At 63.9% G+C, this 11,954-nt stretch carries 11 protein-coding genes and 1 pseudogene; 9 read left to right on the top strand and 3 right to left on the bottom strand.

The window, feature by feature from the left end; genetic code table 11:
- Nucleotides 1-45 precede the first annotated feature (45 nt).
- From MESS4_RS28620 to MESS4_RS28610, 3 genes and pseudogenes are all read left to right on the top strand, one after another.
- Nucleotides 46-1,590 (top strand): sigma-54 dependent transcriptional regulator, encoded by a 1,545-nt coding sequence (locus MESS4_RS28620; RefSeq protein WP_006338897.1) that lies wholly within the window; start codon nt 46-48, stop codon nt 1,588-1,590.
- Between the two features lie 336 nt (nt 1,591-1,926).
- Nucleotides 1,927-3,765, top strand: coding sequence for a DUF882 domain-containing protein (locus MESS4_RS28615; RefSeq protein ID WP_006338893.1), 1,839 nt, complete (start codon nt 1,927-1,929; stop codon nt 3,763-3,765).
- Nucleotides 3,766-4,026: 261 nt separating this feature from the next.
- A pseudogene (locus MESS4_RS28610) lies at nt 4,027-4,218 on the top strand (hypothetical protein).
- 67 nt (nt 4,219-4,285) lie between these two features.
- Here the strand turns inward: MESS4_RS28610 and MESS4_RS28605 are convergent.
- Nucleotides 4,286-4,924: a 2-dehydro-3-deoxy-phosphogluconate aldolase gene (locus MESS4_RS28605; protein WP_006338890.1), complete on the bottom strand. Its 639-nt coding sequence runs from the start codon at nt 4,922-4,924 to the stop codon at nt 4,286-4,288.
- A gap of 171 nt (nt 4,925-5,095) precedes the next feature.
- On the opposite strand from MESS4_RS28605, the gene MESS4_RS28600 reads away from it, so the two are divergent.
- The 3 genes from MESS4_RS28600 (at nt 5,096) to MESS4_RS28590 (ending at nt 8,072) form a co-directional block, all read left to right on the top strand.
- A complete protein-coding gene (locus MESS4_RS28600) occupies nt 5,096-6,025 on the top strand; it encodes a rhodanese-related sulfurtransferase (protein ID WP_006338888.1) in 930 nt (309 codons plus the stop codon).
- Between the two features lie 242 nt (nt 6,026-6,267).
- The gene (locus tag MESS4_RS28595) at nt 6,268-7,038 is read left to right on the top strand and encodes a tellurite resistance TerB family protein (RefSeq protein ID WP_006338886.1); all 771 of its coding nucleotides are present in this window, start codon (nt 6,268-6,270) and stop codon (nt 7,036-7,038) included.
- 269 nt (nt 7,039-7,307) lie between these two features.
- On the top strand, nt 7,308-8,072 hold the full coding sequence (locus tag MESS4_RS28590) for an SDR family oxidoreductase (protein ID WP_006338885.1): 765 nt from the start codon (nt 7,308-7,310) through the stop codon (nt 8,070-8,072).
- 4 nt (nt 8,073-8,076) lie between these two features.
- Here the strand turns inward: MESS4_RS28590 and MESS4_RS28585 are convergent, their stop codons facing one another.
- Both MESS4_RS28585 and MESS4_RS28580 read right to left on the bottom strand, forming a co-directional pair.
- On the bottom strand, nt 8,077-8,451 hold the full coding sequence (locus MESS4_RS28585) for a YciI family protein (protein WP_006338884.1): 375 nt from the start codon (nt 8,449-8,451) through the stop codon (nt 8,077-8,079).
- A gap of 86 nt (nt 8,452-8,537) precedes the next feature.
- Nucleotides 8,538-9,722, bottom strand: coding sequence for a pyridoxal phosphate-dependent aminotransferase (locus tag MESS4_RS28580; protein WP_006338883.1), 1,185 nt, complete (start codon nt 9,720-9,722; stop codon nt 8,538-8,540).
- A gap of 100 nt (nt 9,723-9,822) precedes the next feature.
- Here MESS4_RS28580 and MESS4_RS28575 point away from each other — a divergent pair, with 100 nt between their 5' ends.
- From MESS4_RS28575 to denD, 3 genes are all read left to right on the top strand, one after another.
- Nucleotides 9,823-10,509: a GNAT family protein gene (locus MESS4_RS28575; RefSeq protein ID WP_036242384.1), complete on the top strand. Its 687-nt coding sequence runs from the start codon at nt 9,823-9,825 to the stop codon at nt 10,507-10,509.
- A 219-nt stretch (nt 10,510-10,728) separates the two neighbouring features.
- Nucleotides 10,729-10,935: a hypothetical protein gene (locus MESS4_RS28570; protein WP_006338879.1), complete on the top strand. Its 207-nt coding sequence runs from the start codon at nt 10,729-10,731 to the stop codon at nt 10,933-10,935.
- Nucleotide 10,936: 1 nt separating this feature from the next.
- A complete protein-coding gene (gene denD, locus MESS4_RS28565; RefSeq protein ID WP_006338877.1) occupies nt 10,937-11,914 on the top strand; it encodes a D-erythronate dehydrogenase in 978 nt (325 codons plus the stop codon).
- Nucleotides 11,915-11,954: the final 40 nt, after the last annotated feature.

Genomic DNA, 11,954 nt, shown 5'->3' with positions numbered 1-11,954 from the left:
GCATATTGGGGGTGGGCAAATTGGGCAGGCATAGTTGATCCAGTCATGACAGGTTCCATACTCATAGTCGATGACGACCCCGTGCAGCGCAGGCTGCTCGAGGCGGCGGTGACGAAATTCGGCCACACCGCTGTTGTCACGGACAGTGGCGAGGCCGGTCTCGACGTGCTCGACGGGCCTAATGCGCGCGACGTCTCGGTAGTCATCCTCGACCTCATTATGCCGGGCCTCGACGGCATCGGCGTGCTGAAGGCGATGCGCGAGCGCGGCATCCAGGTTCCGGTCATCGTGCAGACCGCCCAGGGCGGTATCGAGACCGTCGTTTCGGCGATGCGCCACGGCGCCTTCGATTTCGTCGTCAAGCCCGCCTCACCCGACAGGCTGCAGGCATCGATCGGCAATGCGCTCAAGGTCGAGGCGGTCGAGGGCGAGGTGAAGCGCACGTCGCGGCGGCGCGGCGATCATCTGACCTTCAAGGACCTGATCACGCACAGCCCGGCGATGGACCGGGTGATCCGCCTCGGCCAGAAGGCGGCCGCGTCGAACATCCCGATCCTCATCGAAGGCGAATCGGGCGTCGGCAAGGAATTGGTGGCGCGCGCCATCCAGGGCAGCAGCGACCGCCGCTCGAAACCCTTCGTCACCGTCAATTGCGGCGCCATTCCCGACAATCTGGTCGAATCGATCCTGTTCGGCCACGAGAAGGGTTCGTTCACCGGCGCCACCGAAAAACACACCGGCAAGTTCGTCGAGGCGCATTCGGGCACGCTTTTCCTCGACGAGATCGGCGACCTGCCGCTCGACGTCCAGGTCAAGCTTCTGCGCGCCGTGCAGGACGGCGAGGTCGACCCGGTTGGCGGGCGTTCGACCGTCAGGGTCGACATCAGGCTGATCTCGGCGACGCACCGCAATCTTCTGCAGCAGGTCAAGGACGGCAAGTTCCGCGAGGACCTGTTCTACCGGCTGAACGTCTATCCAATCTTCGTGCCGCCGCTGCGCGATCGGCGCGACGACATCCCGTACCTTGTCGACCACTTCATGGAAAAGGTCGCGCCCGCCGATCCGCGCCGTCGTCTCAACGGCATCTCGGCCGCGGCACTCGCCATGCTGCGGGCCTATGACTGGCCGGGAAATATCAGGCAGCTCGAAAATGCCGTCTTCCGGGCCTCGGTGCTTTGCGAAGGCGACGTGCTGACGGTGGAGGAATTTCCGCAGATCCGGGCGCAGGTCGATGGCACCGTCAATCTCGATGCCTATGGCGCATTGCCGCCTTCCGCATCGCCTGACCTGGCCATCGAATCACGTGGCGAGTGGCCGGCGGCCGATGAGGGCATCGCCGTGGCCGAGCCTGATGCGCCGGCGAGGTTGCAACCGCGTTTCGGCACGCTGCGGGCGCTCGACGAACGCGGCAATGTGCGCGCTCTGGCCGATGTCGAACTTGAAATGATCAAGCTCGCCATCGACCATTATAACGGCCAGATGAGCGAGGTCGCCCGCCGCCTGGGCATCGGCCGTTCCACGCTCTACAGGAAGCTCAAGGAATACGGCATCGACCCCGAAACGGGCCGAGTCGACCGGCTCGCCTCCTGACGCCGCCAACGAATCCGCCCTTGATAGCTGCCGGAGTTGCATGTCGGCAGCGACGTTCACGGATTGAGGCAACTCGTAACAGATTGTGTTTCGAGCGAAGGCCGAAACATGATCTAAACCAGCAGTTTACCAAGAAACCTTGCGCAATAATTTTGACGGGATATCGCCACGGTGTTACCGCATTTCGGCTTCAATAAGTGATGATTAACCATTAGGATCGATATTCGGATGTGACAACAACACATCCGTTTGGGCAAATCCGGGGACAAACGGCAGCCTGCAAGGCCTTTTGATTTGAACAAAGTCGAACGACACACAAACGGGCGGCACTATCACATGAGCGTCTGGCCGAGATGGCTGGCAGCGGTGATTCTTGCCCTTGGTTTCCTTGCGGCGGCAGCGACAGGCGCCAGCGCGGATACGCGCTCGCTCAAGCTGTACCAACTCCATACGCGCGAGAAGGCGGAGATCGTCTACAAGCGCAATGGCCGCTACGACCAGGCCGGCCTGAGGAAGATCAACATCATCCTGCGCGACTGGCGCCGCAACGAGCCGACCAAGATGGATCCGCGCCTGCTGGATCTGGTCTGGGAGGCCTATCGGCAAAGCGGCGCCACCGACTATATCCAGGTCGTCTGCGGTTACCGTTCGCCGGCCACGAATTCGATGCTGCGCAGCCGCAGCAGGGGCGTCGCCGAGAAAAGCCAGCATATGCTTGGCAGGGCCATGGACTTCTACATTCCCGGCGTGCCGCTGAAGAAACTGCGCGACATCGGCCTCAAGATGCAGGGTGGCGGCGTCGGCTACTACCCGTCGTCAGGCTCGCCCTTCGTCCACATGGACGTCGGCAATGTGCGCCACTGGCCCGGCATCAGCCGCCAGGAACTGGCGCGCGTATTCCCCAATGGCAAGACGCTGCATGTGCCGAGCGACGGCAAGCCGCTGCCCGGCTTTGGACAGGCGCTTGCCGCCTATAAGGCGCGCAAGGGGTCCGGATCTCCCGGTATCGAGTTGGCCAGCGCTGGTGGCGGGTCCAAAAGGTCCGGTGGCTTGCTTGCCGCTTTCTTCGGCGGTGGTGACGACGAGGCTGATGACAGCGCCGATGTTGCGTCAGCCGCTCCCGCGCCGAAGTCGAAGAGCGTGAAGCTGGCGAACGCGAAGCCGGCGGCGGCCTCCAAGAGCGACAACCTTCCGGGCATTGCCATCGTGTCGCCCAAGGATGCGAAGCGCGCCGAGATTCCGCAAATCGCCGATGCGCCTGAGCAAGCTCCGGAACCGGAGAAGGACACGCCGGAGACGATCATCGCGGCGCTGCCGGCGCGCAGTGTCCCGTTGCCTGATTTCGCCCCGCGTCCGAAGGCCGATGTCGGCGCCCAGCCGCCCGAGGACGTTCCCTTCGGCATGGCCGATGCCACCGCCACCACCGAGCAGACGGTGGCGACCGCGCAAGCGCCGGCAAGTGTGCCGTTCGGCATGGCGGACCCGTCCGCCGCCGTCGATCCGGCTCAGGTTGCGGCCAACAACATACCGCTGCCGACCTGGCGTCCCGATCATTCGCTGCCGGTCGACCTTGCAGGGGACGACCTGGCGCCGCAGGACAAGGACGTGCTTATGGCGCTGGCCGACACGGCCGGGCATAGCAAGACCGCTACCGATGCGTTCCCGGTGTTGCCGACGGCGCGCCCCGACACCACGCAACCCGACGCGGTCAAGGCGGTTCTCGAAAAGGTCAGCGCCACCGACGGCTACCAGGTCGCTTCGCTCTCCGAACCGGCTCCGGTCTTCAGCGATGCGGCAAGCGCCGACGCGGCATCGCCGCGTGAGGCTGTCGTTGCCCGCCCGGCCGGCTCCGATCCGGCAGCGGCGATCGGCGCGGGTGTGAAGACCACCCGCAAGGAAGCCCGGGCAACGGCCCGCGATCTGAAGCCCGGTCCCAAGGCCCTGGTGGTTGCCGCCGAGCCGCAGGCCGCGCGCTGGGCGCTGAACAGCGGCGAGCAGGTCGCCACCGTTTCCAGCGCAACGACGGCGCCGCGCTATGCCTATAATATCGTGCACACGCCGCCGAGCGAGGTCTATACCGCAGGCTTCCAGTCGGACGACCAGATGGCCGACGCCAACCGGTTCACCGGCAACGCCGTCAAATTCCTGTCGGTCGCCCGCTTCCAGACCAAATAGCGGATCGACCAAGCCACATACAAAGCCGCGCCGGGCCACCTGCGCGGCTTTTGCTGTTAAACAGCCCCTGTGTGGGCAGGACAGCACCCTTTGAAGGCGTGAATCGTGATTCGAGTCCGTGATCGGGAACCAGCCGGCGGTCAACGCCGACGCCGGTTCCGGCCTGCAAGATAACGGTTTCCTAAACTTCTCGTGAAGCCGGAACAGCCGAGCCGTTTCCGGGTTAAATTAGAATGGGTACGTTCCAACCTGGGGATATCCATGAAGACCATTCTACTGGCGTCGGTTCTCGCATAGGCGGCGGCTTCGGCCGCCATCGCTCCAACGCAGGCTGCAACGGTGATCGTCAAAACCAACGACCACATGCATATGAAAAACCATTGCAGGACCAAGGTGGTCACGCATTGGCGGCATCACCACAAGGTCGTCGAAAAGGTCAAGGTCTGCGGCTGATCCCGCGGCACAAGAGCAGACTGGCCCGATCCGCGAATGCCGATCGGGCCTTTTTTTCATTTTGACGTTATCGCCCGAGCTGGCCCGCCGCGCGTGCCAGGGCCTCGATCTCGTCCCATCTGCCGGCCTTGACCATGTCGTCCGGCGCCACCCAGGAGCCGCCGACGCAGATGACATTGGGCAGGCTGAGATAGTCGGCGGCGTTCTTGCCGGTGATGCCGCCGGTCGGGCAGAATTTCACATCGGCGAGCGGTGAGGCGAATGCCTTGAGCGAGGCGATGCCACCCGACTGCTCGGCCGGGAAGAACTTCAGGAAACGCAAGCCGGCCTCGCGGGCGGCCATGATCTCGCCGGGCGTGATGGCGCCTGGCAGCAACGGAACCGGGCTGTCTTTCGCGGCCGCCAGAAGCTCGTTTGTGATGCCGGGGCTGACGATGAACTTCGAGCCGGCTGCCGCCGCCTCGTCGAACTGGCGGGCGTCCAGAATGGTGCCGGCGCCGACGATGGCGCCCTCGACTTCGCCAGCCACGCGCCGGATCGCCTCCAGCGCATCGGCGGTCCTGAGCGTGATCTCGATCGCCGGCAGGCCGCCACGCGTCAGCGCGCGGGCCAGGGGTACGGCGTCAGCGACATTGGCGATCTTCAGCACCGGAATGACCGGCTGGCCATTGAGGAGCGACAGGAGCTTCTCGGTCTTGGCTGACATTCGTTTGTCTCTCCGGTATCGATGACTTCAACCGATTAGCAGAAGGCAGATTCCAAGTCCACGAAGGCAGGCGTGTCGCGATGTCACGCATGCCGGCAGCCTAGCTCCCAACGCCCGTGCTTCGTCTGCGCTGCCTTGAAATGGCTTTCAGCAGAGTTTAGTGGCTTGGCGATGACAATTTCCACCCACGATCAACCTGTCCGCGTCGCCGCGCTCTACCGCTTCGCCAGGCTCGATGCTTTTGAAGCCTTACGCGAGCCGCTCGCCGCGTTCTGCTGCGGGCGCGGCATCAAGGGCACGCTGCTTCTGGCGCATGAGGGCATCAACGGTACCGTCGCCGGCAGCGAGGCTGACATCGCCGCGCTCATCGACCATCTGGAAGCGATCGACGGTCTTGCCGGTCTCGAGGTGAAGTACAGCAGCGCCGCGGCGATGCCGTTCCACCGCATGAAGGTGCGGCTGAAGCGCGAGATCGTCACCATGGGCGTTAGGGATATCGATCCGGCGACAAGCGCCGGCACCTATGTCGCGCCGGCCGACTGGAATGCGCTGATCTCGGATGCGGACACGATCGTCATCGACACGCGCAACGCTTATGAGGTGTCGATCGGCAGCTTCAAGGGCGCGGTCGATCCGGCAACGAGCAGCTTTCGTGAATTCCCGGCCTGGGTCGAGCGGCATCGGGCCGAACTCGACGGTCGCAAGATCGCCATGTTCTGCACCGGCGGCATACGCTGCGAGAAGGCGACGGCCTATGTGAAGTCGCTCGGCTTCGAGAATGTGTTCCATCTCAAGGGCGGCATCCTCAGATATCTCGAAGAGATGCCGGCCGAACAAAGCCTGTGGCAAGGCGAATGCTTCGTCTTTGACGAGCGTGTCTCGGTGTCGCACGGCCTCAACGAGGGCGAGGCCGAACTCTGCCGTGCCTGCCGGCATCCGCTGACCGGGCATGACCTGTTGTCGCCGCACTATGTCGCCGGCATATCATGCCCGCATTGTTTCGATGCCCGTTCCGACGAGGATCGCACCCGCTACGCCGAGCGCCAGCGCCAGGTTGAGCTTGCGGAAGCGCGAGGCGATCGTAGCCATATCGGATGTTAGAGCTACCTTGTGAGCCAAGTGGACGCACAAAGTACGCACTAACACCTTTGAACTACGCATCGTGCTTTCCAAAAATTTTCGAGCCGATGCGTTAGGACAAAGGTAAATCCTGACACCACCTTGCTTCCGCCGTCGCTGGTAAAGCGCCCGAACGTCATTGTAATGTCGCTATGCGGGGCCTACCTCTTCGACGTCCGCAACCTGCCCGTGCATGTTCGGCCGGGCCAATTCTGGAGGCATTGATGCTCGATCCCAAGAAGCTTCTCGATGATCTGCTCGGCTCGCAAATTCCCGGAACAGGGTCGACCGTCCGCGACAAGGCGGGTCAGGCGGTGCAGATGGCCAAGGACAATCCGCTGGCCGCGGGTGCTCTGGCCGCGGTGCTGCTCGGAACCGGCGCGGGACGTCAGGTCACCGGTGCCGCGGTCAAGCTCGGCGGCCTGGCCGCGATCGGTGGCCTCGCCTACAAGGCCTACCAGAATTACAAGAACGGCAATGCGCCCGCGGAAACGCCCGCCGCCGGCGAGCCGGAATTGCTGCCGCCACCGGCCGACACCGCCTTCCATCCCTCGCAGGCGCCGCAGGGTGAGGACGCATTCACGCTGACGCTGGTGCGGGCGATGATTTCGGTGGCGAAGGCCGACGGCCATATCGATGACGGCGAGCGGCAAAAGATCGCCGGCAAGCTCAGTCTCGCGGGCATCGGCCCCGACGCGGAGAAATTCCTGATGTCGGAGCTGGAAACGCCATTGGATCTGGACACGCTGGTCGCCGGCGCCCAGACCGACGCGCAGAAGCTCGAACTCTACACCGCGTCGCGCCTCACCATCGATGCCGACACGCGTGCCGAACGCGGCTATCTCGATCTGCTCGCCGGCCGCCTCGGCCTGCCGGACGCGCTGGTCGATCATGTCGAGGCGACGGTGTCGGCAGCAAAGGTGCCGGCATCGGACAAGGCGGCCGGCAAGACAGCAAAGGCGACCAGCAAGACCGCCCCCAATTCGCGCTGGTAGGCTGGAGTCGCGGGGGAGCCGATCGGTGACGTTTCGCGCTAACGTCTCGTTAACCCGGGTAACGTCTCGTTAACCCGGCAAGCGCATGATTTTAGACAGTCGGATCGGCTTTCCTCCTCCCAAGCCCGGTTCAGATCAGGGCGGCCGCCAATGGCCGCCCTTTTTGTCGGGCATGCCTCGCCTAGCTTCGGCTTGCCACTGGCAGCTTCCGCTTGCCATCGGCGCCGTCATTTGCGATGGCCTTCCAGCCATGACCCGGGAGGACGGCGATGACAGCCAAGACAGATTACAGAACCGCCATCGTCACCGGCGCCGGCACGGGTATCGGCAAAAGCGTCGCCACGGCGCTGCTCAGGGCCGGCTGGAACACGGTGTTCTGCGGGCGCCGCAAGAAGGTGCTGGACGAGGCGATCGCCGAGGCCGGGCCGACGCAGGCCAAGGCGTTGGCGGTCGCCTGCGATATCAGCAAGGCCGACCAAGTCGACGATCTGTTCGAGACCGTGGCGGCCGCCTTCGGTCGCGTCGATCTGCTCTTCAACAATGCCGGCATGAGCTACAAGTCGACACCGATCGACGAGATTCCGGTCGAAGTGTGGAACGACATTGTCGGGGTCAATCTCACCGGCTCGTTCCTGTGCGCCCGCGCCGCCTTCGGCGCCATGCGCAAGCAGCAGCCGATGGGCGGCCGCATCATCAACAACGGCTCGGTGTCGGCCTATGCGCCACGGCCGGGCTCAGTACCCTATACCGCGACCAAACACGCCATTACCGGGCTGACCAAGACGCTGGCGCTGGATGGCAGGCCCTATGATATCGCCTGCGGCCAGATCGACATCGGCAACGCGCTGACCGACATGGCGCAGGCGATGACGGTCGGTGTGCCGCAGGCCAACGGCTCCATCGCCGCCGAAGCGGTGATGGACGTTCAGCATGTCGCCGACGCCGTGGTCCACATGGCCAGCCTGCCGTTCGACGCCAATGTGCTGTTCATGACGGTGATGGCAACGAAGATGCCGTTCGTCGGGCGAGGTTAGCTGCTCATCCCTGCGATAAGGGCACGCCAGGAAGGTACAGCGAAATCGGGCGGATCTCGTAGACGGCCGTCGGATTGACGCGGCGAAGGTCGCGGGCGATCGCGATCGCGGCATCGCGCGTGGCGCAGTCGACGACATAGAGTCCCAGCAATTGCTCCTTGGTCTCGGCGAAGGGGCCGTCGATGATCAGTCCGTCGCCCGGCCCGCGCAAGGTGCAGGCGTCCTGGGTCGCCCTGAGCCGTGCCGCCGGCCCGAGGGTGCGTTCCCGGTAAAGCCGATCGTTGATCTGGAGCAGATCGGTCATCAGCGCCGCATCCTCTTCCGGCGTCAACGCCTCAATCGCTTCTTCCACGTGATAGGCAAGGATGGCATAAAACATCGAGGGTTCCCTTCTTAGGTCGTGAATATCCAAGGACGATCGAAAGGGACCTTTCCCGACAGGGTCAGCCCGAGTTCCCGTTGTTGTCACTTGCCCAGAAACGCCTCGATCCGCTCCAGCGCGCGCAGAATGTTCTCTTCGGAATTGGCGTAGGACAGCCTGACATAGCCTTCGCCGAGAATACCGAAATCGGGACCGCCGATCAGCGCGACGCTGGCATCCTCCAACAGCGCCGAGGCGAGTTTCTTGGCCTTCCAACCCGTCTTGGAGACATTGGGGAAGGCATAGAATGCGCCTTTCGGCGTGATGCAGGAGACGCCGGGCAAGGCATTCAGGCCCTCGACCACGACCTTCCTGCGGCGATCGAAGGCGCGCATCATCTTGTCGACGTCGTCCTGCGGGCCGTCGATGGCGGCGATGCCGGCATATTGGCTCGGCGCGTTGACGCAGGACCAGCAGTTGACCGCCAGCTTGCGCACCTTGTCGTAGAGATGAGCGCCGCTGTCGCCGTTCGGCCAGATCGACCAGCCCATGCGCCAGCCGGTCATCGCCCAGGTCTTCGACCAGCCGTTGAGGATGATCAGCCGGTCGCGGATTTCGGGGAAGTTGAGCAGCGAGCAATGCGTCTCGCCGTCATAGGTCATCACGTCGTAGATCTCGTCTGAAAGGATGGCGACATGCGGGTGCGCTTCGAGCCCTTTCACGAGCTTCTCGATCTCGGCCCTTGGCGTGACGCCGCCGGTCGGGTTGGCCGGTGAGTTGAGGATCAGGAGCCTGGTCTTCGGCGTGATCAGCGCCAGCGTCTCCTGCGCCGAGAAGGCAAAGCCGTTCTCCTCGCGCATCGGTACCGGCACCGGGACGGCGCCGGTGAACTCGATCATCGAGCGGTAGATCGGAAAGCCGGGATCGGGATAGAGGATCTCGGCGCCCGGCTCGCCGAACATCAATATCGCGGCGAACATGGTCGGCTTGCCGCCGGGCAGGATCATCACCGCCTCGGGTGACACCTCGACGCCGGTCGTGGTCAGCGTGCGGCGCGCCACTGCCTCGCGCGTCGCCAGCAGGCCGTTGGCCGGCGTGTAGCCGTGATGGCCGTCGCGCAGCGCCTTGATCGCCGCCTCGACGATGTGCTGCGGCGTCTTGAAGTCGGGTTGGCCGATGCCGAGATTGATAATGTCGCGGCCTTGCTGCGCCAGTGATGTCGCCCGCGCGAGCACCGCAAAGGCATTTTCCTCGCCGAGACGGTCGAAGGCCGCAATCGTGTGGAGCATTTTTCCCGTCCCCGTGGTTCTTACTGTGGGCGAGCGTTTTTGTGAGCGTCCGTTGCCAAATGTCAAACGGATTGGAGCTCCCGTGTCGGAAAATATTGGGGTGTCGGAAAATCTCGAGGACTGGCGGCCGCGCCCGCGGCCGGAACGCAGGATCATCGAAGGCCGCTATGTCAGGCTCGAACCGCTGAGCGCGGCAAAGCATGGCGACGGCCTCTACGAGGCGTCGTCAGTGCCCGATGTCGGCGGCCGCTTTACCTGGCTGCCCGATTATCCGCCGGCGACGCGCGCCGCCTTCCAGCCCTGGCTGGACAAGGTCGAGGCCAGCGAGGATCCGTTGTTCTTCGCCGTCATCGACAAGGCCAGCGGCAAGGTCGCCGGGCGCCAGACCTTGATGCGCATCGATCCGGCCTATGGCGTGATCGAGATCGGCAACATCTATTGGGGTCCGCTGATCTCGCGCAAGCCGGCGGCGACGGAAGCGCAGTTCCTGTTCATGCAATATATCTTCGATGAGCTTGGCTATCGCCGCTACGAATGGAAATGCAACAACCGCAACGAGCCGTCGAAGCGTGCGGCGGAGCGTTTCGGCTTCAAGTTCGAAGGCATTTTCCGGCAGCATCTTGTGGTCAAGGGCGAAAACCGCGATACCGCATGGTATTCGATCATCGACAAGGAGTGGCCGGCGTTGCGCAGAGCCTATGAAGCATGGCTCGATCCGGCCAATCTCGATGGCGACGGCCGGCAGAAGCGACGGCTCGAGGATTTCCGCGCGGAGTTCGGGGCGTAGACCATGATCCCGAAAAGTGGAAACCGGTTTTCGGACAAGATCATGGTCAAACAAGAAGATAGAACCGGAATTCGGCCAGTGCGCCGACAACCATCACGAGCACGACGAGCACGACCATACGCACGAAGCGGCACCGCGTGGTGGCACTATCACTGATCCAGGGAACCCCATGACATTGGCAATGAGCTTGATGAACCCCCGCCGCTCGGGAGCCGCGTGATGGATCGCGACACGCGCAACGCGGCGATCGGCGCTGCCTGGGTCCTGCTCCTGTTCGGCGTTGCCGCCTACTATTTGCCAACGGTGATGCTGGCGGTCGGCAGCGTCTCGACCATCCTTGCCGGTGTCGTCGCCGCTGTCTTCATGGTGGCGATTTTTGTCGTGTTCTGGCTGCGCGGCCGCAGCCAGCGCAAAAAGGGTCTTTGATATGCGCATCCTGATTACCGGCGCCGCTGGCATGGTCGGCCGCAAGCTCGTCGCTCGGCTGGCGAAGGATGGAACGCTCAACGGTCGCAAGATCGCCGCGCTCGACCTCCACGATATCGTGCCGCCGCAGGCGCCGGTCCTGGAAGGCGGCGACGTCGCCATCCATACCGGCGATCTCGCCGCGTCCGGCGCGACGCAAAGGCTGGTCGCGTCACGTCCCGACGTGGTCTTCCATCTCGCCGGCGTCGTGTCGGGCGAGGCGGAAGCCAATTTCGACCTCGGCTACCGCGTCAATCTCGACGGCACGAGGGCGCTGTTCGATGCGATAAGGCTGGCGGGCTTTGCACCGCGCGTCGTTTTCACCTCGTCGATCGCGGTGTTCGGCGCGCCATTCCCGGATGTCATCCCCGACGAATTCCATCCGACGCCGCTGACCTCTTACGGCACGCAGAAACTGATGGGCGAGGCGCTGCTTGCCGACTATTCCAGGCGCGGCTTCTTCGACGGCATCGGCATCCGGCTGCCGACCATCTGCGTGCGGCCCGGCAAACCGAACAAGGCGGCCTCAGGCTTCTTCTCGGGCATAATCCGGGAGCCGCTGAGCGGCAAGGAGGCGATACTGCCGGTGCCGCGCTCGGTGGTGCATACCCATGCCAGCCCGCGCTCGGCGGTGAACTTCCTGATCCACGCGGCAGGGATCGACGGCGGCACTGTGGGGCCGCGCCGCAACCTGACGATGCCCGGTGTCGCCGTCAGCGTCGGCGAGCAGATCGAGGCATTGGAACGCATTGTCGGCGTCGAGGCGGTGAAACTGATCCGCGAGGAGCCCGACGACACGATCTGGGCGATCGTACAGGGCTGGCCGACGCGGTTCGAGGCCCGACGCTCGCGGGAGCTTGGCTTCGCCGCCGAAGAAAGCTTCGATGACATCATCCGCGCCCATATCGAGGATGAGCTGGACGGCAAGATTTGCGCTTAGGGCGGACCACTACGCGTCCAGCCGGAGACGCGAAAGGGCG

Origin of the sequence: Mesorhizobium sp. STM 4661 (genome assembly GCF_000359125.1) — a bacterium.
Taxonomy (GTDB): Bacteria; Pseudomonadota; Alphaproteobacteria; order Rhizobiales; family Rhizobiaceae; genus Mesorhizobium.
Note: the sequence above shows the minus strand (reverse complement) of the source record. Positions and strands in the feature narration are given on the sequence as shown.